Source organism: Bacillus thuringiensis (assembly GCF_001595725.1).
GTDB classification, from domain to species: domain Bacteria; phylum Bacillota; class Bacilli; order Bacillales; family Bacillaceae_G; genus Bacillus_A; species Bacillus_A thuringiensis_K.
In genome coordinates, this window is the sequence record NZ_CP014284.1 from 145,970 (window position 1) to 172,497 (window position 26,528).

The window sequence follows — 26,528 nt, forward strand, 5'->3', positions numbered from 1 at the left end:
TTTAATTCTCCTCTCCAATATTTACTGCATCATTTAGTGAAACATTTTTTTCTTTTTTTTGATACAATTCATGCCGTTGACTATAAAAGCCTAATAAGTATTTTCCAGACAGTGGTTTATTATTAAAATCTTCAATTTTTATCATTGAGCCAATCTCATCAATTAATTTGTTATAATACCAAACTTTCTCCCCTAAACGTGCTTGATACGGTTGTAGGGCCCCTTGAATGGTCCTCCATGTTCTTTCCGGATGTTGAGAAAAGGAATTCATATATCTCCTAGCATTTGTAGCACGTTGGTCACCATTATTTAATGCCTTTCTTTCCAAAACATCCGCAACCGCTAGAAGGCGTCCGAAGAGATAATCTCTATTATTATTTTCCTTATCTAATACCAATTGATATCCCTCCATTGTATTAATTAATGCACATGTAATACTTAATGTTTTTTCCCATTCCCATTTTTCCATTGATAGAGGGTTTGATGCACGTTGAAAGGCACTTCTAACAATGTCGAAAGGGATTTTTCTCTCGTCTATGATGCAAGGAAGCATACGCTCCATCAAACTCTTGACTACTTTTTCGTTTGCTTTTGGCCCATAAGCAGCAAATGCAATATCTCTGGTTGACGGTGCCCCATAAAATTTAACAAATTCATTATCTGCATTTTTACGGTAACCATGCTCCCAGACACATGTAGAATGCCAGTTCTTTAACTTATTTAAATAAAGGTTTTTATCCATATTACGATAGTAAAGAACTGCTAATCTGCCTGTTGTCGCTGAATCAAGCAAGAGAATATTTACATTTTCACTGGAAGATAAATTATTTTTATAACCATCAATTGCCTTAGCAACTTCATTGGCAAATTGTTCATGTGTATAGGATTTTATTTCTCGCTTTTTAGTTCCTCTTATATCCATTGAAAATATATTGTAACTATCTTCTACAATATCTGGAACATCTTCTGCATCATTGCCCCATACAAGAAATACACGTTGATCGATAATTTTTCCTTGCTTGTTAATAAGCCATTTCAATGCATTATGTGCTTTTTGGGACACATCATAGCTAATATTCGCTACTTCATTTGACGTAGTAAATCTTCCTCTAAATGTGAAACCTCTTAAATCATTTGAAGAGATTAACTTTGCTTGATCACTGGCATTTCTAATCTTTTTCGCATGTTTATCTGTACTCGGTTTTATTTCCCCTGTAACATAGCAGTAATCTTCATTATCTAGGAGGCCATCATAGAAATTAATAAAGGAGTTATGTATTTCTTTGTCTTGCCATACCTTTGATAGCATCTTATTTGGAGAATACACGGTAAATCTAACAAACGCAGCTTCTTGGCCAGCTGGAAGCACTGTAAAGATTTCGGGCTTGTTCCCAAGAAAAACTTCAACTTTTTTATCCCACTTTCCAATCAGCTTTTGGTTTTCATCAAGCCATAATATTTTGGTATCTATCAAGTCTTTCACTAATTGTTTTTTTCTTAAGTATTTGTAAATGCTTTTTAATTTATCTGTAGTATATGGGGATTCTACCCAATTCCTTAGCTGTTCGATATAAAAGCCAAATGACTCCTCTTCTTTTTTACTGCCGCCGTATTCACCAAAATCACCTGCAACGTAAGTTAATTTATCATGTAATGGATGGGGAACTTTATACGCTCCGGTACCAGACCTACTTGCAGAGTCTTCTGTACAAGGAATCAATGTATTGGCGTCGCTCTTATCTATAACTGTCGCTGAATGGAACTCCCCTTCTTCTGTAATTAAAACTTCAATATTTGCTGACTGAGTAGTGTGTGAAATAGGTAGCAATGTATATTCTTGGCCATTATATTTTTTTTCAATTTTACCGACTCGATCTAAATTTGATTGATAGGTCTCATACAAATTCAATAGCCAACTCATTTATTCACCTCCTTCTTCTAATTGTTTTATAAGCTCATCAACTGATTCAACGTTTGAACTGTCAAAAATCTTTGGCTCCATCTTGGATATTTTACGGATTTTTGTACATTCTTCTGGTCGGATGAATTGAATAATTCCATCTCTCATTACCGGATTCCATAATCGAACCTCTAATTCATTCCTACCTGTTTCATCAGGATAATTAAGCCCATGAACCATTGTGCCTAAATGAATATCTCCACCATAATTATCGTAAAAGCCTTCTCCTTCACCAAAAACACAAGGCTCCACATATCCTTGGCATTCTCTCGTTCCTAAAAAAATGTCTCGCCGTCCTCCAACTTTAAGTGAACGTTTTAGGATGTTATGATGCTTATATTCATTACGATCATATGCTAAATCAGGTCGATGAGGATTAAAGATAAAATGAGCCTGAACTTGGTATCTTACATTCTTTAAATATGTGTAATTTGCGAGTGTATTTCCACCACCATATTCAATTGGACGAATACCTTTTGATTCCATTTTGATTGCATTCATAATTCTTATTTTATCTACAATCATAAGAAGAGTTGGCTTCCAGTAGATTGATTCGACAATCCCTTTGATAGCTTGATAAGTTGGTACTTGGTAAGTTAACTTTTCTCCTCCCATTTTCATCAAAGGATCTGTGAAAAGTGCGTAATCACCAAAAACCTCAAATTCAATAGAATTCCGCAAAGATTCTTCCTCCTTTTTCATTTTCTATATTTTTCTAGTAAATTAATGATACTCCTCCTATGTAACTATATCAATATTTAGCGATTATATATTATATGAAATTTAAGAATTCTTTTGATGTGGTATAAAAACATGGATTAAAAACCCTATCTCAAACAAAGATAGGGTTTAAAATATAGCTGTCTTAAAATCGCTCTCATTAAGCACATTCAAACCATATTCATCATTATAAGCACTTTCCTTCAAGGCTAGAATTTTCCCATCAAGATAGTATACGAGTCCATCATTTATTATCAATTTTTCTTTTTCATAGTTGAATAAGTTAACTGTATACTGCTGTGCCTTTCGTAATAATCGGCTCAAATCCTCAATGGAGTTATTGCTATTTAATTCTGCGATAATATCCTTTCCTTCTTCATATGGGACAATAACTGAAGTGGTTATATCATCAATGACGTTAAAATGTTTGGCCGCTGTCTGGTAGCTATTTATAATAAATAATGGAATATCTTTTTTATCATGTTTATGAATATATGCTCGACGATAGCTATTTTCTATTCTTGGTACGGATAATAACTCAGTCATGTTCTTTTTTAGTTTTGGAATAAAATAATCTAGATCAGATTCAAATTCTCTATAATATTCTTTAAAATACCTCTTCATTGCCTCTCTTGATAAAATATGTCCTCCATGTATTTTATCGTTATGTTTTAAATCCATAAGGATTTTCTTCGTAATTTTCTTTCCAATTTTAATTTCCTTTAAATGACTTAAGTTTTCCTCTTCATAATCAATGACATAGATATTCTGTATGCCCTTTTCACCGTGGCGATTACATCTTCCTGCAGCTTGTGCTATAGAATCTAACCCTGATAAAGAACGAACAACACACTCAAAACTTACATCTACACCTGCTTCGATTAACTGTGTGCTGATGCAAATGATTTTTCTTCCTTCCTTTAGACATTCTCTAACTTCTTCTAAAATTTTATGTCGATGTGCTGCACACATTGTTGTGCTTAAATGATAAATAGGGACATTTAATCCTTGGCTCTGTAATTGTGTATATAAATCTCTCACAACTGATTTTGTATTTAGAACAATGAGGATACTTTGTACTTCCTCTATTTTTGTATGTATAAATGTTTTGAGTTTATCTTTATTAAAGATTTCATTAGTTGCTTGATCAATGATTTCTACTCTTTTAAATGCTTCAATTACATGATCGAGGTTATTAATCATTTCAGCATCCGTATTTATGTCTAATTTTTGTTCTACAAAGTCCAAAGCAGGTTGAGTAGCAGTGCAGAGGACTATACTGGAACGAGTATATATTTTTAAAAAATTCAATGCTTGATTAAATAATGAAACACATGAAACAGGAACTTTTTGCACTTCATCAAAAATAATAATTGCCTCACTTAAATTATGGAGTCTTCTAGTATTTCTGTTTCCCTTTGCGTAAAACACATTTAGAAACTGAACCATGGTTGTAAAAATAATAGGAGAATCCCAATTATCTTTAGCTAACTTTAATTTTTGTTGTATGCTAGCCATACCGTCTTCATTTTCATCATGATCATTCACTTCTTCAACTATATTTGAATGATGTTCTAAAATATTTTCTTCATCCTCTAATATTCTTCGCACCTCTTCCGCATTTTGTTCAATAATTGTTGTAAAAGGTACAACATAAATAATTCTTTTTTTATTATGGGTTTTTGCATGTTTTAGTGCATATCTTAAGCTTGCTAATGTTTTACCACCACCAGTTGGAATAGATAACGTATATATTCCTGATGGCCTCTCAGCGAACTGATCACACTGATCTGACATGTCTGCTCTCAACATGTTAATAGGGGTATTTGCATTCTGCTGTTTTTTGAAAGCATTAATTTTTATCATGAGTCTCTCGTAGTATTTCTCAAATAACTCATCAGAATTTATTACGGATTCTACACTTTTTTCTTCTTCAAATAATCGGGTGTTTGTTCTATCGGCATCAATTAATGTACTAAAGATGAATTTAGTTAAAAACATTAATTGTTTTTCAGCATTTTCTGGGGGTTCTTTAAGTAGGAAACTTTCTAGTTCTACTGTAGCTTTGTCAACATACTCATGAAAATCTTTCTCTTTCATGACATGTTTAAAAAAGAATTGTTGTGTAACATCAAATCCTCTTAATTGCTTATCTCGCACTCTATTTAAATAGGGCGATTCTAAATCTGGATTTAAAAAATCTTGAAGGTATCCGTGGTGAGAAATAATGGCATTTCCCACTATCTCAGATATTATCCCTTTGTAAGGAATCATATTTTCTGTATGGAATAATTGATATAACAATTTCCCCCCTGCAGTTGAATGGTCAACACTCCCCTTTTTAGGTGGAGAATTAGGATTATTTACTGCTTCCAATATATATTCTTTAAACTCATTGGTGTATTTACCCATATCATGGAGCATACCTGCTAAACCAGCTAAATGTTTTATACCAATTTTTTCTCCATAGGTTTCAGCTAGTTCTTTTACTCCTAATAAATGTTCTTCGACTGTTTGTACTTGACTGTCACTCTCGCGTATATGAGCAATGTAGGTCATTCAATCTCCCTCCATTTAATATTTTTTACATGTTTGTTAGATACTGCAGATGGAGATACTTCCAGTTGAGTATCTACTAAACTGCAGAGCGTTTTTAAGCCAGAGCATTACTAATTTCAATCCAGGCACCTTTTGATTTGCGACCTACAGCAATTAATACACTCATGGTTTTCTTAGACTTCCATCCACGCACCTATTTAAGGTGCGACTATAGAGCGTTGCAGATAAATATAAACTCGAGGTAATTTCAATCCAGGCACCTATCAAGGTGCGACCTTCATCACGCATTAAGTCATCAAGCGTTTTTTCATTTCAATCCACGCACCTATATAAGGTGCGACGTTAGTGAAGTCGGCTTGTACACCGATTGGCATATTTCAATCCACACACCTATATGAGGTGTGACATTTATCTGCAACGACATCGATAATATCTAAACTATTTCAATTCACGCACCTATTTAAGGTGCGACCTCTCACCTCATTTAATAGTTTGATAAACTTGTCCATTTCAATCCACACACCTATATGAGGTGCGACTCATGACGGCAGAGATCATGTGTGATAACTGGTCATTTCAATCCACGCACCTATATTAGGTGCAACGTAAAGCAGGTAACCGATGTTGGGTTAGCAACATATTTCAATCCACGCACCTATTTAAGGTGCGACTTAGATGTTAGACCATTCATAAGTGACGCCCAGCATTTCAATCCACACACCTATATAAGGTACGACTGGTCTAACATCTAAAGCCATTAATAACTCCTAATTTCAATCCACGCACCTATATAAGGTGCGACATAGGCGATAAAGTAGTGATGCATACATGCGGAATTTCAATCCACGCACCTATATAAGGTGCGACACCGATTTGTGTTCGAAATCAACCAAAAACACTTTAGTTTTATCCAAAAATATACAAATGTTTTTATTTAATAAAGTAATTTGTATAAAAATCATAAATCCCCATTATAAAGCATGAGAATTCTAGGTGCGAATGTACTAGGAATTTCATGTTTGCTATACATTCGCACCTAAAAAATTAAAATAACTTTTGGTTAATCTATTACTATTCGATTCATAATTATGAAATATTGGTATTTTTATAGAATACAACACTTTTTGTAAATTATATACATATATTAATTTGTAGAGCATTTTTTTGAACTTAACATCAAATTCCCTATTCCCCTAAATAATGCTCCATGCAATTTTCACAAAGATATTCTTCACCATCAATATTTTGGTTATATGTTACTTTACATCTTTCGCACGTAGAAACTTCATGCTTCGCTCCACAATTTAAGCACATACCCTGTTCTCCTATATCGTCATTAATACATACATATCCTTCTCCACATTCTTCACAGGGGAAATCAGCAACTGGGTTATTCCCCCCATCTTTTGCAGCAATATACATTTCAATCTCCATTTCCTCTTTTAAATTAGGAAAATAGTCTTCTATAAATTCACTAATATGTTCTACAAATTCCTCGAATCCTTTTTGAGAAAACTCATTATATGATGTAGGGAGATAATATCCAAGATCCTTCTGAAATTCTGCTCCTCCATTTATATATTTTAAGCTACATTCTTCTATCATTTTCCCGTTTATAATTAATTTCAGTAATACCTCACTTTCCCCCTGTTGTACCTCTTCGATATTTAATTTACTCTTAACTTCTAAAATATCATCATTAATCTTACTGGAAATGTTCAGGAGGTCTTGTTCTGACTTTACAATTGACATTTTATTCTTTTCAATTTTTATATCATTTCTAAAATAATATGTATCATCAATGTCCTCTATAAATTGATTAATTACTTCTTCGAATTTATCAAATATCATATTTGCATCTAAAATCGAAACTCCTGCTTGTTGTTCCATAATATACAATTCATGCAATTCTTTTTTATACTCTTCTTCCTCAATATATTCTAATGCTTCAGTTTCTTCCTCTTCAGATAATTCCTTATCAAATTCTTTCCTAGCTTCCTCCAAATACCCTTCAACATTACGAATGTTTTCGTTAATTTTATCTAGTGCACTGAGATCTAATAATTTATTGTGTGCAACATGATTTCGATTTTTACAAAAGCGTTCCCACTCCTCAATAAAGTTCTCAGGAAAATATTCTTTGAAAATTCCCTCCCATAAATCTTCCTTTACATCCATATTTTTTTCATTTCATTAACTATTGCTTTATAATTTTGAACGAGATTTACTGCTTCTCCATTCTCCTTTATACCTTCAAGCATTACTTCTAATTTAGTGAAATCTTGTATCTTAAGTTTTTTGACTTGATATCTCATTATTTTTAGTAAATCATCTGTATCAATTGACAATAATATATCATTTACATTTTTAAATGACTCTGCAGCCATCTTATAATCGTTTTGTCTTTTTTTATATTTTTCTTTTAAATATGATGGACTATAATTTTCCCACCAGTCCACTCCTTTCCTCCTAATCATTTTCATATTAATAAATTGCCTTAACTTGTTTTCAACACGATAAATTTTTCCATACAGTTCTTCTGAAATACTTGTAGATTGTTCATCTTCTAACCATACGCATTCCGCCCAATCTTTCCTTAACTGATTTTTGATATGAAGTTTCAATTCATGCAAATTATAGTCAAAATCGTTTGCATGAATTTTTTGTGGTTCTATTTTTATGAACAAATGTTGAATCCCTTTATATGTTTCCAACGTCATTTCCGTAAAATACAGAGCAGTACTATTTTTAGTCTCTGTCTCTATCTTTATCTTCGCTGCTCTCTCAGCCTCTTCATAAATATAATAATTTTTCACTAACGGAACCTCAGAAATACTTCTATTTTTATTTTTCAGATAATTGATTTGCAATTCTTTCTTCGGCTTTACCATTACAAATTGAATCATAAGATACCTCCAATATTCTAAAAAAGTATATAAATTATGTATTTAACTTACCACCATTATACAAAACTCTCATTGGTTATACCTTAATTTTCTAAATCATCAATTTATTCACCGTTATTCCATACCCCTTATATCCACCATAAAAACAAATAGAGACTTTCTTTTATACTAAAATAAAAATCAAATTTGCAACACCTTTCCCGAGTCGTATACCTATCCTACTAACAAAGTCAGCTACTAATTCAAGCGTATATTAACCCTATTGTATATGAATTGTGAAAAATGCATAAAAAAGAACCTATTCCTAAAAATTAGATAGGTTCTTTTTTATTTCCCCTTTAAGATACTGGCCATGTACCACAATAAATTGCCTGCCATAAGCATGTTTAATTAAACATGTTTTTCTTTAATTTTTTAACTGCTCTTTGCTCCAAATCAGTACATCCTCTGTCATTCTTAAACTTAATAATGCATCGTTTAATGTAGTTCTCTCTGGATATAATACGCCTTCTATTTTAGGAGATTCTGCGGTGTGCGCACCTAAATCTGAAGTAAGGGTATATAGACTATATATAAGGCTAAATCTAGGATATTTAAATTCATTAGGACCATCAAAAATAATTTTAGTATTAGCTCTCCCCTGAGCAATATTATTAGGAGCAGTGACATTTTCTATATATGTATCTGTACTTATATTTTGTAATCCTTTGGTCCAGGATCTATTACCATTATCTTTATAGTGACTAAAAAATCCTGTAATAATATTTCTACAATTAGATATACAAGAAACAGAATTGCCAGCGATATAATTATCAATAGCTTCTTGGTAGAGTTTTGCAACATTTGGATAATTATCTTCTAACCATTCTAACAATATAGATGTATTTCTTAAAACGCCATTCGATTGCTCTGTAAAAGGTTTTAAATTTAAACGACCTTTTCTAAAAAAGATATCTAAATTCAATATATTTAGATTGTTTTTTAGTAACTGAAAATCATCTTTAGCATTTTTTATAATATAATCTTGACACTCTTCTTCACTTTTTTCCTTAAAAAAATCTCCTATAGGGTCTAAACTTCTTTGATATTTTCTAGGTAAAAATGCTAAACTAGTATCATCAAATAAGTCTTCTATTTTGATTTCCTCAACTATCGTTCCTAAAAACAAAGTAAATTCTTCTGCATTGTCTCCACCTTGATACACTTTATGCAAAATTGTTTTTATAGATGAAAAAAATTGTTCAAAGGATGGGTTCTCATTTTTAAAAACGCCATTAAAGTAATATGGCTCTAGCGATGTGCTAAACTCACTATATAGGGACGATTGACCTGCATTAGAAAGTACTCTATCCCATTTAGAATGTTCATTTGTTTTTATAATAGTTTGATTTGAAATAACTGTAGCAATTTTTGACACAGCAATTGTTTCTAATCGATCCATAAAGTTCTCCTCTATCATTAAATTTTAAAACCAAATCATTATTTCTACGATGGTAATTCTCACTACATAGAAAATAAGTAGTGATTATTTTCTATGTAGTTTTATCCTAAATATATTCTTCTTAAAGTATATTCCAAAAATCTCAGTCAATCTAGTTTATATGTTTCTTTTAAACATATAACTAATACATATTGAAAAGAGCCATTTTAATATGGATCTTTTTATTAGCAACTTAACTTTCTTTATAGTTAAGACGACCTTGTTCATAGCGTCTATTCACTAATCCTTTTAGTTCTTCCCACAATAATAGTGCATTATAAACCTCTTTCATTAAATCATCTATATTTGGTAATTCAATATGTTTCATTAATGGATCCAATGTAACATCAAAATTATGATTAAATATTTGTAATTCTCTTTTTATACTATAATTTGCGTCAAAAGAACTAGTATTAGCTATTGCTTTGGTTGCATTATTTAAAGCACAAATAAATTCATAATGTTTTTGTTGATTGGCACCATCAAAAAATGGTCCCTCAGCTTGATTCCAATAATCAAATAAACACTCGCAAAATATCCCCCAGCCACTATGTACCCTATTATAAGAATTTGCTTCTTGATCTAAATTTTTTAACCTTTCAATTATATCATTAAGCTTCATCATTTGTTCATATTCGTTAACTACTATCTGAAATTTACAATTGTTAATCATTTCATTTGATTCTACTGGTTCTTTATTACTTCGTTTCTCTTGAATTTCCCTCCAACCAAACAATAAAATCACAAGACCTAATCCAATAATTGTAAAACCATCACCGATAGTCGAAATAATAGAAGGGGCTATATTTAACGGATACACTAAGAAAACTATAATCGCTACAATAATTACTAACGCCGTATTTTGTATCCAATTTCCATACCTTTTATATCTTGTTATTTCCAATACGTCTGAAATACTGATTAATGCAGCAAAAATAGATATTAGAGCAATAACCAAAGAAGATATCGAATATCCTAAAAACCTAACTCCCCCTATTAAAATAAACCCAATCCCTACACAAAGTACTATTTTTTCAGATATAGACTTCATACTTATCACCAGTTCCTGTTAAATTTCTTTTTTGCCAGTTTATTAAAATTTCTACTTAAAAATTATATATTATAAAATTATCTTTAGATATAGTAATATTCATATGAAGCAGTCACTAGCTAAAACTTAAAAAGGCTGTACAAAAGCAAGTTGATCCCACTTCTATACAGCCTATTCATTACATTTTATCAATTTTAACTTGCCTTTTATACCACCGGTTCAGCTTCTCCTTAGCAACACCTGAAAGACGCTTAGTTTTTTGATTGTAAAAGTAGTTTGTGATATACCTATCTCTTCTGAAAGTTCCCTCATTGTCATATTCTTCTTTGTATGCAAAAATACTATCTTTTCACGAATTAAAGATTCGCTTTCATCCACACTTATGGGCTTACTTTCTTTCTTTGCAGTGGCTTTATCCGCTTGTATTACATTGGTAGTTTTCTTTTTAGGCAAACTCTCCATTAAATTCATTAATTCTGTAGGTGAAAATGGCGGAAATGGGGGAGATGCAGGTATTGGTGGTAAAGGCGGAAATGGCGGTACGATCGTTGTTCGGACTAGAAACATTGCGGACGGTAATCAATCAGTAATAGATATATCTGGAGGGGCTGTTGGTGAGAAAGGAAATTCACAATTCCTTCAAATTCCATAAAAGTGGACTTAAAAAGAATGGCTATTTTGCTTCAAAATACACTATAGTAAAAAATGCATACTAAAAGGACTTAATTATTACTTTAATTAAGTCCTTTTATACTAATTAATTTATTTTAAACTATCGTTTACAGCAAATTACTATCTCGTGACGTACAATCCACTTATCTAATTTATTACGTGTTTCCTTGCTTAACCTTTTTCTTTTACCCGTTAACAATTTCGTAAGATTAGAAGTTGATATCTCTATTTCCTTTGGAATACCTCTTAAACTTCATTTATTTTCCTCTGTATATTCGAGGGTTTTCTCCTGATACCAATTAATATCCTTATTTACCTGTAGCAGATTCAGTTGAGATATCTGAATTTCTTCTGTCCCCATATCCTTTACTTCTATTTTTTAGATAAGAAAATATTTGTTAACTTACTATTAAAATATGGGCCTTCGATGAGTAGAATGTGCAAATAGAGGTCTAGATTTAATTCCTAGCACTCTACTAACTATTTTTTACAAGGAGATGTTAACTATGTTGAAACATATGAAGCATGTAAAACAAGCTAAAAATGAGATATTACTTATAATGATTCTATTTCCCCTGTTTTTTATAGCACTTTTCTATAATGAGGTGGCTGCTGTACTTAGCATATTTACGTGCTTATTTAATATTATTGCAAAGGATCTTTTCTCTCAGAGAGCATAGAAACTATTTATAAATTATTATTTAGAAACAGACATAGTAAAAAGAAGAAAAAACATCCTACAAATGTTTTTTCTTCTTTAATAATCTGGTTAGCCACTACATTTTTTCTAATATCCCTTGTCTCTCATACCACTTAGACATTTTTTCAACTGCATTTGCAGATAGCCGCTTGGTTTCTCTGTTACAAAATCTAGATAATGTAGGTGCTGATATTCTCATTTCTTTTGCTAATTCTCGTATAGACTTATTATCAACTTTGCGTTGTTTAAGTATTTTCTCTCGAACAGCCTCTTCATCAAATCTATTAAGCTCTTCATTATTTTTTTTCGGAGGCATATTAACGACATCCTTAGCCTTTTCAAAATATTCTACAGATTCTTCAGTATTATTTTCTAACTCTAATGTTTTTTTCTTAGGTAAATTATACATAGACTTAATTAATTCTTCCGGCGGAAGTATAGTAATATTTAAATTCACCCAATAATCTTTAAACCAATTCTTCTTATTGAAACGTTCTTCATCTAAGGAAACTGTATACTCCCAATTAGAAATTACGTTCTCTTTTTCCAAGTCAGTAAGAACATTCTCTAGGTGTTCTCTAATCCGACTGGGTTTCCAAGTGAGTGGGATTGCCATGACAGCTAATAAGCCTTTATCTCCCCCGATGGAATATGGTCGCTTCAAAGTTGAATATATTTGTCGTATTCTCCACTGCCATGTTAGATAACGAATTAAGCGTTTATGATATTTATGCCGATAACTATTATACTCAAGTGCCTTTTTAGATAATAATGCTGTGGTATTATTTGAACCATATAAATAACTTGTTAAAAAACTCCCTGGTTTGATACGGCAAGATTCAATGCCCATATATTCATTTGTTGTATTGTGTCTCCATAATACAACTGAATCCAAGACAAATAACCGTTTCACAACTTCTCTCTTTACTTTATATTTTTCATCATGTTCATTTTCTTCATTTAAGACTACTACTTCATTATCATCATTTAAATAAATGAAGATACTTGCTAATGCTGCAATACGCTTAGCAACCTTAATTTTATCTTCAGGTCTGTAGTACTCTCCTTTACTTACTTTCTTTTTTGGTACATTGCACATATCCAATACTTGCTCATATGAAAATTCTATAAATTCATCTGGGGATTTTGCTTGTGCTAGCCACTGGATAGTAATGGAGTCCAATACATCAGCTGTCAGATCATCCATATTGCTCATTACATCATTCACCAAAGTATTCCAACGAGATGCTTCATCATCTTTAATAAGCTTTAAATCTTCATCTCTGTGAGAAGAAAGCTGAGCAATCGCATTACTTTCCTTTGTTTCAATGGGATAAGATTTTACACCCATACCTGAGTCTTCTTCAAAGTGATTTTTAGAGATTCCATCACGTAATTTAAAATAAACTGCGGAATTATTAACTTCAAAATATTCTTTATCAACTGGTTCATCCGTTTCATCCTCATTTACGTCTCCCTGGATGATTGTTCCATCATTAAACTTATTAGCATTCTTAAACTCGTCTTCTAATACCTTTTCAATAGTTGCATGAATTTCATCTTTATACTCTTTTAACTTAATACCAATTTGTAACGAAGTAATTCCTTCTTCATTCTTTTTACTCAACCATGATACTAATGCCGAAAAAGATGGGGAAACATATTGAGAAGTCACGACCTTAGTATTATCTTTTTCTATATCTGAACTATAGGCAGTCCATTTGTTCCAAACTACTTTATTATTTCCATATAAGGGCTCAGATATTAATAATGCATCCGTAAACAGTTGTGTTAATCTCTCCACATTTTCACTCCTTCCGTAATTTTCTTTCAAACAAACATTTAATCTAATACATATATGTAAACAATTATTTTTTCCAGCTTTAGTTATATTCAAGCAGTACTGACACGATTTTTCTTTATTTACAACATAAAATAACATTAATTATACATTAGTTTTCCATAGGTCTTCAATCAATCTATTGAACTACCCCCACTTATCGACCTTACGGTCTGATTGAAGTGGGAGATTCTTGGGAACAGAGCGTACTTATTGATGTATTTCTTTACCAACAGCGGTTTCTCTTATTGACCAAGCTATCCCCGTAGATTCCTACGGTTCTATGATTTTTCAAACCAAGGCTAATGTTCGTAAGCCTTCGGCTAGAATATTTTTACTGGCATTAAAATCTCTATCATGGTTTGCATGACAAATAGGACAAGTCCAGCCTCTTATTTCAAGAGATTTCTTGCCATCATGGTGCCCACAATCAGAACATATTTGGCTAGATGGAAACCATCTACTTACTTTGACGATTGTTTTGCCATACCAAGTTGCTTTGTATTCTAATTTAGATACAAAAGCAGACCAAGATACATCAGAGATGGATTTAGCTAATTTATGATTACGCAACATTCCTTTTGTGTTCAAGTCTTCGATACAGATGATATCGTGATTTTTGATGATCTCTGTACTCAACTTGTTTAGAAAGTCGTCCCGTTGATTTATGACCCTTTCATGTAATCTAGCAACTTTACACTTTTGCTTCTGATAGTTTTTCGCATCAAGAAGATGGATCCCTTTATTTTTAGCGAGTAATGCACGTTTTGATAATTTACGTTGTTCACGTTTTAACTTCTTCTCCATTTTGGAAGTGAACTTATTATTGTCAATCTTGTGACCATCAGAAAGAATAGCGAAGTTAGTAATTCCTAGGTCGATGCCGATAGCAGAATCAGCTTTTTTAAGTGGTTGTATTTCAACTTCTGTAAGAATTGCCACGAAGTATTTTCCACTTGAACTTCGTCTAACAGTAGCATTCATAATACGTCCATCTACCTCACGGCTTTTAGCAAACGTAACAAAACCGAGCTTTGGTAACTTGATTTTATTATCTACAATAGCAATATTACCGTTTGTATGCTTAGTCTTATAAGATTGAACGTTGTTTTTCTTAGATTTAAAGCGTGGTTTGTCATTCTGCTTTTTGAAAAAGCGATTATATGCATCTACAAGGTTTTTAAGTGCTGATTGAATAGCAATACTGTCAACTTCTTTCAACCACTCTAGCTCTATTTTGAGCTGCGGTAGTTGAGCAGAACAAGAGTTGTAAGTCAGACCTTTACCCGTTTCTTTGTATGTGTCATTCCACATACCTAAGAAGTGATTGAAGACAAAGCGAGAACAACCGATTGTTTTCGCAATCAGTATTTCCTGTTCTTTATTTGGGTAGATTCTGAACTTATAAGCCTTATTGACTAACAATGCTTTCCCCTCACTTCATTCCTTGGTTTTCGATGTATTTTCTAACCACATTAATGGGAGAACCACCAGTAGTTAACATTGATACGCCTGATTATACTATAAGGCATGGTGTGTTTAAATACCTTTGGCTAACGCCAACTGCAATTCACCTCCCACCTATCACTACTGGGCTACGCCCTTCATGTGATTGAGGAAGGAGTCTTCTTGCGGAAAACCGATAAATTAAGATATGAAACACTTTTTACCATATAGTGAACCTTTCCTATGTATATGAAACACTTTTATCTAATCGTTCCCATATCCTCATAAGAGGTTCATATGAATAGAATTTATATCGCATATATAATAGATTCTTTCATATTTATTTGAAATAAATTTGCCTCGTCCTTAACCTAAAACATGAAACACCAATTAATACTTCTTAATTTAAATACACAACACAAATTTTTTCTCACATCTTAGAAACCCATAGGGATCAACGTTTTACCTTTATTTTAATACATACAGACTTTGAATTTTAACGAACCGTTTTTGCCATATCCTTGACCTTAACATGTATACGAAACAGTCATAAACCCTTATATACCAACGGTTCACTTTATATTTCCGCTAATTTCATTATACATTAAACATGAAACACTTTTGCCATATCCTTGACCTTCCAAAACTCAAAACATGAAACGGTTTTTACCATATCCTTGACCTTAAAGTTATTACATTTCCTCCTATAACCCTTTATATAAAGGGATTTACCGTACCTTTCCCTAATGAACGACCTATGATTGAAACATGAAACACTTTTGCCATATCCTTGACCTAAAATTATAAACAATTCTCCTTAACCCTATATATATCAACAATCTTCCCGTGTTTCATTATTGTGTTTATACAATTAGGACATGAAACGTTTTTTACCATATCCTTAACACAAATTTTTTTCCATAGATTCTCCGATCCCTTATAATCATTGGGTTTATAACGTGTTTCATGTTTTAAAAATCCCTCTTAAAGGGGCACCTTTCAACATTTTTCATTTTGCTATAATCAAAATTGGTATATTTTATAGTATTTTGGCATATATTTCTGAATTTGTAGAACGGAGGTGAAAAAGATGGGAAAGTCATTTGTAATACGAAATCAACGTAGCTTAAATGGGGAAATAACTAATGCTGTGTTAGTAACACTAAAATCTTGGCAAAAATTTGTGGAAACATTTGAGGAGAATTACTACAGCTATAAAGATACATATTTAGAAGATATTCTGCAGCACATGACATACGAAGATCGTATTGCTGACGTAGAAGGCTTTGTCGAAAAAGCCAAACCATCTTTTTCACGTCGCACGATGTCTGCACTTGCAGAAAAAGCGGGAAGAAAGCATAAATTATACGGCATTACAAATGCTGATCTCGAAGTGTTCTTATATCTACATAAGAAATGTTTTACTAATGGTGTCATTCCAAATGTAACAATACATATGATGTGGGAAGATTACAAGCAATATAAAGAAGAATTTGCTTATATCCAACACTCTCAATTCTATATTGCATTAAAGAAATTAAACTTACATAACATTATCTCCATTGAAAACGGACTAGATGGCCGTTATACAATTAAACTCACTCATTTTATGAATGAGGAAACAGAAAAAGCAAATCCATACGTATATATTAGTCCTGTTGTATTTACAAAGGCTTTCTTTAAGCTATCTGTAGCAGCTAAGAAACTATTCTTAGACATTGCGATGCAACAACATACGGAAACAACATTAAAGCGTTCTTTGGACAAGCAGGACGAAAGAGGAAACAAAACTCACTTCGGTGGGATGTATCGTTTCTTACATAAAAAATATCCGCATCAGATCCGTGCGGTTATCGAGGAATTAACAACTGCATTACCATGTACGGGGAATCCCCTATTCAAAATTTGCAAAATGCAAAAAGGTGTAAAGCATACAAAACGATATACGACATTATATCTGTCTATCCATTCAGACTTCTTATGTTCGAAAGAAGCTGGAGAAGAACAACATAGGGATCCATTTACACCAAAAGCTACATATGCTAGAAAAGCGAAATTTATCGAAGCAGTCTTACAAGAGATGAATATCGGTGAACTGTCTGCAGACATGAATAAATTCATTCATGTATTAAAGCATACTTGTCATCGTCAAATTCGCAGTGTAATTCGCGGACTACGTGACATGGTTGATCGAAAAGAAGGATATCCAACGAAAATTGTATATACATTGAAGAAACTATTGCATCAAACATCTCAATATCAAATTCTCGATACAGCAGCAAAAGAAGGTATCTACCCTCTTATTGCGCAGCATATACCAAAAGAGAGAAATAGTGACCGTGAACAAGCTGTCTTTAATTTCGGTCTACATTATTCTATGTACTCTCTTCACAACATTAAGAAGATGTTTAAGAATGTGCATGCACTACTGAAGCAGAAGTTTGCGGTACCAGTGACGGAAGAGTCTTATCACCGTAATTATCTAAAATACCAGGAAGAAACGTTATTTAGAAAATATGCATATGATCAGGGTGTTAATCTCCATGCATATATCGCTTTAGAAATTGAAATGCGTGAAAAACTAAAAGTTCGTGGTCATAAAGAACGCACGATTCCAAGTGATGTTCGTGAATGGTTTATCGAGGCAATTGATAAGCTGCCACAAGAAAAACTTCGCGTTATTGAACTACCAAAGCAGTTTAATTTACTAGAGTTTATGCGTACCTTCGAACGTTTAGTACGTGCTGGAGTAACAATAACAGCTCCAGATCAGGTGCTAAACGAAATGGAAATAAAATAATAGTAATGAGCTCTCTATTTTTGAAAAAATCAAAAGTAGAGGGCTATTTGTGTTTGTATGATTAGTAATCCATTTCTGCTACTCTACTTATAAATACCAAATCGAAAGGACTTCATATAAAATGGAGTCTTTTTTTATGCAATTCTATACAAATTCGATTCTAGCAATATATAACTCTCCACATAATACTAGGAAGTATTCTTCTAATGTATTAAAACCTATCTTATAATACCTACAAAAAATCAAAAGGAAAATTATAAAAATAGTGGATATGCGGACAAATATGGTTCGATGTGAATATAATCTTTCTAAAATCATTGTAATTACTAATGTTGTTGTGTTTATCTAATAAAAATCATCAATAAAAATGTGAGTTATGTGTAAACACTGATTAATGTTAACAAATAGCACACTAATCTGGATAAAATGTGGGTAATTGAACGCTAGATACTGCCGTATTTAACAAAATAAAGAAAATACAGCCTATTTCCATAGTTGGATAAATATAAAGTGATTTGTATCAATTTCTTTCCGATTTCATGTAGAAATATAGTGATTTCTTTCTGCTTTTTTGTAGAATTGATAGTCTAATAATCATTGAATTTCCGGCTACATTTTCTACTATTTATGATTTTTTACGTTCTAACATCAAATTTTCCCTTGTGGGAGTAGACCTTTTCCCTATTTTTGATAACCTATAATAGTTTTATCTTTATTTCTTTTTAATATATAAGATATATATTTATAATAGATTTTTAATACAGCTAGTATGCTTGTTAATAAGATGACAGACCTAATTGAAAATATATGTAAATTCCGTTATAATAATGGTAATTAAACATATCATTACCCACATACAAAAGGACAAACCTACGTATCCCTACCAGGGCGAGGTTTGTCCTTTTTTCATTTTAATAAACAATTCATATTGGGAGGATTAAACATGGCTGTACTAAAAGATTCGACTTACATAGAAATGAATACTTATAACGAGATTGGATTTTTTAAAGGGATTCTTTGGGGTTTAGTTTTTGTAGTTCCTTTTTGGGGTATTATGATAGCCCTATTTATTTCGCTTTATAAATAATAATCAACATATCCAAAACGCAAAGGGTTGTTTGTTTTATTTAGATTCAAGAAATTTGAATCCATATTTGCTTCAACAAGAATAAATATATAATGTTACACATTATATAAGAAGAAAAGAAGAGGATAGATACAAACAGAATAATTCTGTATGTTCTATCCTCTTTTTGTATCACAAATGACCTCATTTACCACAACATTTGTATTGGCTGTCATCAAGTAAGGGTACCGCCAGCATTTCGGAAATAACCAGGCTAAGAAAAATAAATACCAAAAAGCTAATTCTTTCTTAATATATAGATAGAATTAGCTTTCTAAATGTTTTAAACTATGTAATCGCTCTTTTTGTTCTACTTAGTTTGGAAGTAGTAAGGAGCTACTAGTCTTTTTTCTAATAAATTTTGAACGCCATCAGGGAAATAAAACATAATTTCTTCAGCTTCTTTTATGTTTATCCAACTAATATCAGTAATTTCATTTTTGTCTTGAATAGATATTTCGCCTCCGACTATTCTAGCTACAAAAGTGAATATTACAGCATGTGCATGTGGAAAAAACTTTTCATTAATAGCAAATACATCTTTAATTTCAACTGTTAACCCTGTTTCTTCAAATGTCTCACGGATAATTGCCTGTTCCAAAGTTTCTCCACTTTCTCTTGCCCCTCCTGGGAGGCTCCATTCACTACCATTTTCACGTTTGTTTCCGACCATAAGAATTTTTCTGTTTGTATCATCATAAATAAGTGCATATACTACATCGACTCGTTCCATAATTTTTCCTCCATTAAAAAATTAAAATCTATATTACACCTTATTTTAATGAAATCTTTTAAATTTAACTAGCACCTAATACAATACAACTTATCGAAATGGTCTATCTAATTTCGAATACAATACAATTTAAATTAGTGTTAAAATGATTCGAAAAATCCTTAGCGTGTTTTTTTCATTTTGCGATCTGTACCCAAAGTAAAACCTTGGTTGTTGAAAAAGAATATTTAATGAAACTTAGGGTGATTTAACCAAGAGAACTTACTTAAATTTCTTAAATTGCTCCTCTATCCACGTTCGATTGTTTTCTGCAATATATTGCTCCGCCAAGAGTAGTCGCTGTACAAGTTCTTTTTTTGACATTTTCATATACTTTCTTTTTGCATTTTCTATGTTTCGTTCTGCACTTATGCGGCGATAATCAACAGGAGGAAAGGCAACAGAACGCTTTTGTAGAGACTGATTAGAATTTGATTTTTTCTTGTATGTTTTGCTGTGTTGTTTATAATACTCATTCAATTCGGAATTTGTCGTAATTGTGTTGGGGTGAATCCCTTTTCCTTCGGAATCAATCTCTTTGGACTTCTCCGATACAGTTTTTAATGTAACAGGTAGGTTTTGTTTGACCAGAAGGTCAATTGCCCCCTTCCCTAACAGAAGAGAACGTTGGCTACGTGATTCATAAACTCCGTTGAGCCATGTTCGATTATTTCTTGAAGAAAATGTGTGGCTCATGTGTCTGTTCCTCCCGATATTTTTCAATTAATTCAATCTCTTTTAATTCATTCTTTGCAAGTTTTCGCATCTGTTTTGCCTTATTCACTTCAAGTGTTAACCCCATAGAAATAAATCGCTTTTCCATATCCTTAGATAATTCGACAATTTCAAATAGTTCATGTTTCTTTTCAGGTTGCGGAATTTTTGCTACACATCCTAAACATGCCATTTTTACAGGACAAACTTTATCTGTGACGCAAGTACCGCCCAGTACATTGTTATATACACCTACTTTTGCTTTGTGTTCCTCCCATTCCTTCTGAAGTTCTTCAGGACTCCGAAGAATCGCTTCATCTAAGTCAACATAGTTTGAAATTACACTATGCAATTCTCCAACCTTTTCAGCTACTTGACTTGTAGTGGGTTCAGAGTAATATTTTGTTACGTTCAAATCACGCTGATGCAGGATTTTCGCTACAATATCAATGGGAATTTCATGGCGTTGAACAGCTTCTGTTGCGAACGCATGACGTAATAGGTGTGCTTTAAAGGTAATAGGTTTTCCTTCTTGCGTCTCGAAATATAATCCATGCAAGAGAAAACGGAGACACGAATAAATGACAGGATGTGTGAATGCTTTCTCATTATATTGAAAGAAATAAGGTTTTGGCTCTGGAAACAGGCGTGTCCTTCTCCCGCGATACTTTACACTCGGAATTTCTCCTTGATAATGCTCTTTCAGCATCAAATTGACTCTCTTTATTAGTTGAAAGGTATGCTTACTAATTGGGTAAGACTCAACTGTATCTCGTCCTTTTGGGACAGCGTAGAAAGAAAACTTTAAATCGCCACCTATTTTCATAGCCCGCAGACCATTTTCTGAAGAGTTAATTTGTAGTAATTCATTAATTCTTGCCCCTGTTGTCGTCAAAATGTCTATTGCTAACAGACCGAAGGTTGCTGCGACATAAAAAGATTGTACGTCAAATAGAATACCTTCAGCTTTATTGTTGAGAAGAGAACCAAAGCTATTTGTAGATAGAATTCCTTTGTGCATAGATTGGAAAGGTTTAGGATTAGTGATTGATCCTTCTTCGCCATATCCCCATGAGAATAGGAGTTCTCGTTTCCGTTTTAACTCTTCATCCGTCGCATTTTGAGACCAATCTCCTAATACGCCTTCTTGCAGGATTTCTGCAAACCATAGGCCTTCTACTGTATCGTTATCTTCCAAGCGTTCAGCTTTCACAAACTCTATAAAATAATTCTGCTTCTCCTCTGAATACGTTCCTTTACGCTTTTTTGCTAATTTTACAACTCCTTCTGCAAATTTCTCTTTGTGATATAGAACAAAGGAAGATTTATCCCATAAGCGGAAGTAAAACCTCTCTCCAATACGTTCAGGCTCATCGTAATGAAATTCTAAGGGTAATGTGATATCGTCCTTTTTAGCTTGCCTACAAACTGTTAGAAAGGCTTTTCGCAATCTTTGCATCAAACTCCATCGGAAATTTGCTTCCGCCCGAATCTGAGGAAGGTAAGGGACAATGACGTCTGTCTCACTCTTACGAGTGTTTTGAGCTTGTTCCCTTGCTTGTTTAGAAACCGAGAAATCTCGGTTATCAAACATAGGCGTAGGGAGTAAGTATTGCTCAAAATACTCCTGTTGTTTTTGACTTAACCTTGCTGTAAACCATTTGTTAATTGAGTAGGAAGCTAAGTTATAGCAACGTAAAAACTTTGCTTTCTGATCATTTGAATGTTCAGGACAAATGATTCCTTTCATATACTCGTATATGTGTTTTTCTGGATCAAAATCAGCAAAAGTTTGTAAATTATAAGCATAAAATATTTCTCTAAGTCTTATATTCAATATTCCGGTCGCAGAATAAATAGTTTCAACATCTAAATTTCTTTCTCCACTAAGGAACATATTTAATAACAATTGATTCTTCCAAAGTGTATTTAGACAATAACCGAGAAGATATTTTATAGGTTTTTCGTCTAATTTATCTAACAAAAACAAACCTCTGTTATCCTGCAAATGCAGAATGTGCTCATCTACTTTTCCTATTAATTCATTATAAAATGGGGAGATAGGTAGGTTTATTATTGTTGCCATAATTCACCCTCAAAATCATCCAGTAGAACTTGTATATCCACTTCTAACTCTATGTCTTTTGCTGTGTCTACAATGGTCAGTTCTGCCTTTTTTATTCGTTTTTGTTTTGATTGATTCATGTACTCCTTTTCCTTCTTTGCTATATGTTCAAGCATCTTGTCATGAAAACCTCGATGCCTTTCTTCATCAAAGTGGTGTTCATAAACTTCAATCGTCTCTTTTTGTTTCCACTTCATATATTTAATAAGTTCATTTTTACGTTGGGCGATTTCTGCATCAGTTTTGGAGATATTATAAATTTCACGCATACTGGTCGTAACAAACCAATGTCTTATTTTGTGTGGGTTTAACCTTATGTCCATCAACGTCATGGCCTTATTCCAGTGCGGATACCAGGTCTGATATGACAAAGGGGTTCCTCGTTCCGTCAGGAACATTGGTGCATCGTTAGGTAGCAAATAAAAATTCCGCCCTGCAGAGTCAAATATTTTCCGTTCCTTGTTGATATATTGAAACAGGAGTTTCGTGGTGTCTTTGCTAAAGCGAAGAAATTTCACCCTACGACCATAACTGCCTTTACTAAATGTTTTAACTTCTTGAAAGGACTTACGGGAACGATAATCTCCAATTGTAAGTTTAATTATTTCGGATACTCTTGCTCCTGTCTCAAATAACAAACGGACGATGACCTTCTCTCGTAATGACCAATTAACTTGATTACCAGCTTGTTTGATTTTATGGTAGAGAAGATGATCATCAATGATTTCAGGTTGCCATTCCTCGTTAATGAGCTTAAAGTAGGAATCTGTCAAACGTCTATGTACAAGCGGGTCTTCCGTTCCGGCCTTATCAGGTAGTCGCGGTTTATTTTCTCTCACACCTTCTGTATTTGCTTTATATTCATTTAATATTGCGTGAGAGTCGATAAGGGGATTGGGATAGCTGTATTGCCTCAGTGTAATCAAGGAGTTGTAAAACGACTTGAGAGCCGAAAGAAAAAGGTGAACTGTATTGGGGCTTCTATTGGAACGATTGATAAAACGAAAAGAATCCTTTTCTCGAACTTTACAAGCCATTTGATCCATCAAATAATCTTCTACAGCAATACGTATGGCTTCTGGAAAATCGCTCCACTGAACACGTTTACCTTGATAAACGCTGTATTTATCCACCCAACTAAAGAATGGTAGAAGGCATTGTAGATAAGACAGTGCCGAACTCTCTGAGATTTTTTTACTGACATCATCATAAAAGTCAGTTAGCGGCAAAAATGGCTCATTACTGACGTTAAATACAAGCAATTTGTATCGGCTTTGTACACCCTTTGGGCAATACAAGTGGTAATAACTATTTTGCATTTTTAAAATCTCCTAATAGACAAAATAAACAAATCATTCTTCTAATCAGTTGAAGAGAGGAAGGTTGGTTTGATATTCATACTGTTTCTAATTTCCTATTACTTCGTAATCATGTTGGGTAAGGTAGTAGATTGGTTTACCTTGCTTCTTTGATAATTTTTGAGGGTGTAGATTGAATATTCGAAAAATATACTTTTATTGTAACTAAAGTACTTGTTACTGTAAATGTGCTATTCATGAAGATGTTGTATAAAGACAATAAAGTTATTTAACTTTAATACCTAAACCAAGCATAACCCCATACTAAATTTAGGACGGGGTTAAAATATAGTTATTTAATTTTCGATATAAGATACTTCACTGTACTCAAAAATATAACAATAAAGTCGTTTGGAAATCTAAGGTTTATTCAACAATAGCGCGCGATTCTGGAAAATTTAAAAAACGTTTATTTTTCTTTTAACATTGAATACTTTTGATAATTTTTATAGAAGCTGATACCAACGAAAACAAGCATAAGGGCTGGAAGCAACCTCAAAAGGACAAATGGAGTTTCAAATAATAATGCTTTCCAAAACAATGCACCTTTCATACTCCAAAGACCTTCAGTTAAATATACACCTGAATTCTTGTAAAGCATATGAAAATAAGGCAATAACAGTATACCAATACCAGATGAATAACCCATCAATCTTTTATAATAATTGCTCTTTGATTGGCGATCCGAGAAGATTTCATTTTGATCATCATCTTCTTTTTGCCAATATCGAGTTCCACTAAGCCAGGGCCCCTGTATATAGTTCCAACCGAAATCTTCATATATCACTCTGTAATCTTTAAACTTTTTCTTTGACAAATAATCTTGATAATCCAGTCGCATCACATATCTCTTGTCGGTTTTTTCGAACGTGTATATTCCTAATCCACTAATATTTGTACAACGATAGCCTTTTTGTAATTGCTCATTCAGCCATTGCTCCTCTTTTTCGATATCAAAAAATATCTTAGCTTTCTTCATTCGATTCACTTCCTTCGTACAGGGATAAAATATGTAATAGCCTATTTTGCTCCATTTTCAAAATGGCACTTCCTTCCGCAGTTATCATATAAACTTTTCTCCGACCTGACTCTCCAACAGATTCAATCCAACCATGCTTATTCAAGTTTTCAATCGCACCGTATAATGTACCAGCTGCTAAAATAACAGTACCGTTACTTATCTTTTCTATCTTCTGCATTACGGCATAGCCATGGAGTGGCTCACGCATAGCTAATAAAATATAATGCATGGTTTCAGACAACGGTAATAATTTATGTTTCATATCCTCACCCTTTATTCAGTTCGACTATATAGTTCAACTTAGTAATAACGTAATACAGTTCAACTGAATAGTCAACAACATTTTCGAAATTAGTCAAAGGAACTTAAAATAAATAGCTTGATAACAAGGGGGAAATCAAGCTAAAAAGTCACTTTCCTTACGTAAGGGAAAGCGACTTTTTGTGTAGTCTTATTCAATTAAATGGCTCAATTGTTGAATAACATGACCAGTATTTTTTAAATAACTTTATTATGTTTTAAACGAATTTATTGTAAATTAAATGTAGTGTAGTGTTTTTAAAATAAACTACAATTATTAAACATAGAAAAAATCCCTGATTTCAATCAAAAAGCAGGGATTTTTGGTATTTTAATAGACTTAGGGAAATGGATACTTATTCAAGAAAAGTTATCCGTTAGGCTAAAAAATATTTATCTAGTTCCATTAACAATGATGTCTGCTCTTTCAAAAGGTTTATGTTCTTCAACATAAATGTCTTCAGAAATCATCCAATTATTTTCCCACATATTACGAGCCTCTTCTCCGTCCCTTTCAAGCCCTCGTGAAAGCCTTGTTTCTCGTGGACAATCAACCCATATTGTAAAATCGTATTTACTTGATAATTCCTCGCGAATAGAATAGACACCTTCTATTATGACAATTCCTCCAACGGGAACAGTATGCCATTCTGCTAAATCATCTGTTTCCCAATCATATCGCTGATAACGTCCCTCTTTGTTTTGACTGATAGGCTCAAGAACTTGATTTAATACACGCCTCCAATCAAAATCAGCACCGATAGGCTTTTTCTCTGGAGGTGTTTTTATAAGTTGTGAGGATGGTAAATAAAAATCATCCATATGTACAACAGTTACATTAGAACATTCATCCTTTAATTTATTTGCGAATGTACTTTTTCCTGAACCTCCACAACCATCTATTCCAATTAACAAGGTTGATTGTTTTTTTGGAATTGAATTAATTAACCTAACCAATTGTTCAATATTATTTAATTC

The 26,528-nt window shown here is 32.8% G+C and carries 18 protein-coding genes and 1 pseudogene; 2 read left to right on the forward strand and 17 right to left on the reverse strand.

Annotation, left to right across the window (positions count from 1 at the left end):
- Position 1: 1 nt before the first annotated feature.
- From cas8c to tnpB, 10 genes and pseudogenes are all read right to left on the reverse strand, one after another.
- On the reverse strand, positions 2–1,921 hold the full coding sequence (cas8c, locus tag AXW78_RS29525) for a type I-C CRISPR-associated protein Cas8c/Csd1 (protein WP_000118650.1): 1,920 nt from the start codon (positions 1,919–1,921) through the stop codon (positions 2–4).
- Complete coding sequence (cas5c, locus tag AXW78_RS29530) at positions 1,922–2,641, reverse strand: type I-C CRISPR-associated protein Cas5c (protein WP_002182196.1); 720 nt, start codon at positions 2,639–2,641, stop codon at positions 1,922–1,924.
- Between the two features lie 168 nt (positions 2,642–2,809).
- On the reverse strand, positions 2,810–5,239 hold the full coding sequence (locus tag AXW78_RS29535; protein WP_061885103.1) for a CRISPR-associated helicase/endonuclease Cas3: 2,430 nt from the start codon (positions 5,237–5,239) through the stop codon (positions 2,810–2,812).
- Between the two features lie 1,185 nt (positions 5,240–6,424).
- Positions 6,425–7,417 (reverse strand): hypothetical protein, encoded by a 993-nt coding sequence (locus tag AXW78_RS35175; protein ID WP_061885104.1) that lies wholly within the window; start codon positions 7,415–7,417, stop codon positions 6,425–6,427.
- Positions 7,408–8,145 carry a hypothetical protein gene (locus AXW78_RS35180; RefSeq protein WP_061885105.1) on the reverse strand — a complete coding sequence of 246 codons (738 nt, stop codon included), beginning with the start codon at positions 8,143–8,145 and terminating at the stop codon, positions 7,408–7,410. Before AXW78_RS35180 ends, AXW78_RS35175 begins: the two co-directional genes overlap by 10 nt.
- A 406-nt stretch (positions 8,146–8,551) precedes the next feature.
- Positions 8,552–9,586 (reverse strand): hypothetical protein, encoded by a 1,035-nt coding sequence (locus AXW78_RS29550; RefSeq protein WP_000375427.1) that lies wholly within the window; start codon positions 9,584–9,586, stop codon positions 8,552–8,554.
- A 232-nt stretch (positions 9,587–9,818) separates the two neighbouring features.
- Positions 9,819–10,676, reverse strand: a complete 858-nt coding sequence (locus AXW78_RS29555) for an APC family permease (RefSeq protein WP_129542634.1) — start codon at positions 10,674–10,676, stop codon at positions 9,819–9,821.
- A gap of 178 nt (positions 10,677–10,854) precedes the next feature.
- Positions 10,855–11,159, reverse strand: a pseudogene (locus AXW78_RS35185) (XRE family transcriptional regulator); the annotation flags it as partial.
- Between the two features lie 965 nt (positions 11,160–12,124).
- Positions 12,125–13,852: a helix-turn-helix domain-containing protein gene (locus tag AXW78_RS29565; RefSeq protein WP_061885108.1), complete on the reverse strand. Its 1,728-nt coding sequence runs from the start codon at positions 13,850–13,852 to the stop codon at positions 12,125–12,127.
- Positions 13,853–14,179: 327 nt separating this feature from the next.
- Complete coding sequence (gene tnpB, locus AXW78_RS29570; protein ID WP_000960809.1) at positions 14,180–15,313, reverse strand: IS200/IS605 family element RNA-guided endonuclease TnpB; 1,134 nt, start codon at positions 15,311–15,313, stop codon at positions 14,180–14,182.
- Between the two features lie 1,111 nt (positions 15,314–16,424).
- Between tnpB and AXW78_RS29575 the strand changes: the two genes are divergently transcribed.
- Both AXW78_RS29575 and AXW78_RS34635 read left to right on the forward strand, forming a co-directional pair.
- Complete coding sequence (locus AXW78_RS29575; RefSeq protein WP_061885109.1) at positions 16,425–18,134, forward strand: hypothetical protein; 1,710 nt, start codon at positions 16,425–16,427, stop codon at positions 18,132–18,134.
- Positions 18,135–19,077: 943 nt separating this feature from the next.
- Complete coding sequence (locus AXW78_RS34635; protein WP_165375040.1) at positions 19,078–19,221, forward strand: hypothetical protein; 144 nt, start codon at positions 19,078–19,080, stop codon at positions 19,219–19,221.
- A gap of 349 nt (positions 19,222–19,570) precedes the next feature.
- On the opposite strand, the gene AXW78_RS29580 is transcribed toward AXW78_RS34635, so the two are convergent.
- The 7 genes from AXW78_RS29580 to AXW78_RS29610 form a co-directional block, all read right to left on the reverse strand.
- Positions 19,571–19,993, reverse strand: a complete 423-nt coding sequence (locus AXW78_RS29580) for an NUDIX hydrolase (protein WP_042596292.1) — start codon at positions 19,991–19,993, stop codon at positions 19,571–19,573.
- A 261-nt stretch (positions 19,994–20,254) separates the two neighbouring features.
- Positions 20,255–20,728: a hypothetical protein gene (locus tag AXW78_RS29585; RefSeq protein WP_061885110.1), complete on the reverse strand. Its 474-nt coding sequence runs from the start codon at positions 20,726–20,728 to the stop codon at positions 20,255–20,257.
- Positions 20,700–22,832 (reverse strand): site-specific integrase, encoded by a 2,133-nt coding sequence (locus tag AXW78_RS29590; protein WP_061885111.1) that lies wholly within the window; start codon positions 22,830–22,832, stop codon positions 20,700–20,702. Before AXW78_RS29590 ends, AXW78_RS29585 begins: the two co-directional genes overlap by 29 nt.
- Entirely contained in the window at positions 22,820–24,190 is a 1,371-nt protein-coding gene (locus AXW78_RS29595; protein ID WP_061885112.1) for a tyrosine-type recombinase/integrase, read from the reverse strand. Before AXW78_RS29595 ends, AXW78_RS29590 begins: the two co-directional genes overlap by 13 nt.
- Positions 24,191–24,638: 448 nt before the next feature.
- Positions 24,639–25,208, reverse strand: coding sequence for a DUF2812 domain-containing protein (locus AXW78_RS29600; protein ID WP_061885113.1), 570 nt, complete (start codon positions 25,206–25,208; stop codon positions 24,639–24,641).
- Positions 25,195–25,512, reverse strand: coding sequence for a PadR family transcriptional regulator (locus tag AXW78_RS29605; RefSeq protein ID WP_000681020.1), 318 nt, complete (start codon positions 25,510–25,512; stop codon positions 25,195–25,197). The genes AXW78_RS29600 and AXW78_RS29605 overlap by 14 nt, the downstream gene beginning before the upstream one ends.
- A gap of 431 nt (positions 25,513–25,943) precedes the next feature.
- Complete coding sequence (locus tag AXW78_RS29610) at positions 25,944–26,516, reverse strand: uridine kinase family protein (protein ID WP_231122486.1); 573 nt, start codon at positions 26,514–26,516, stop codon at positions 25,944–25,946.
- Positions 26,517–26,528: the final 12 nt, after the last annotated feature.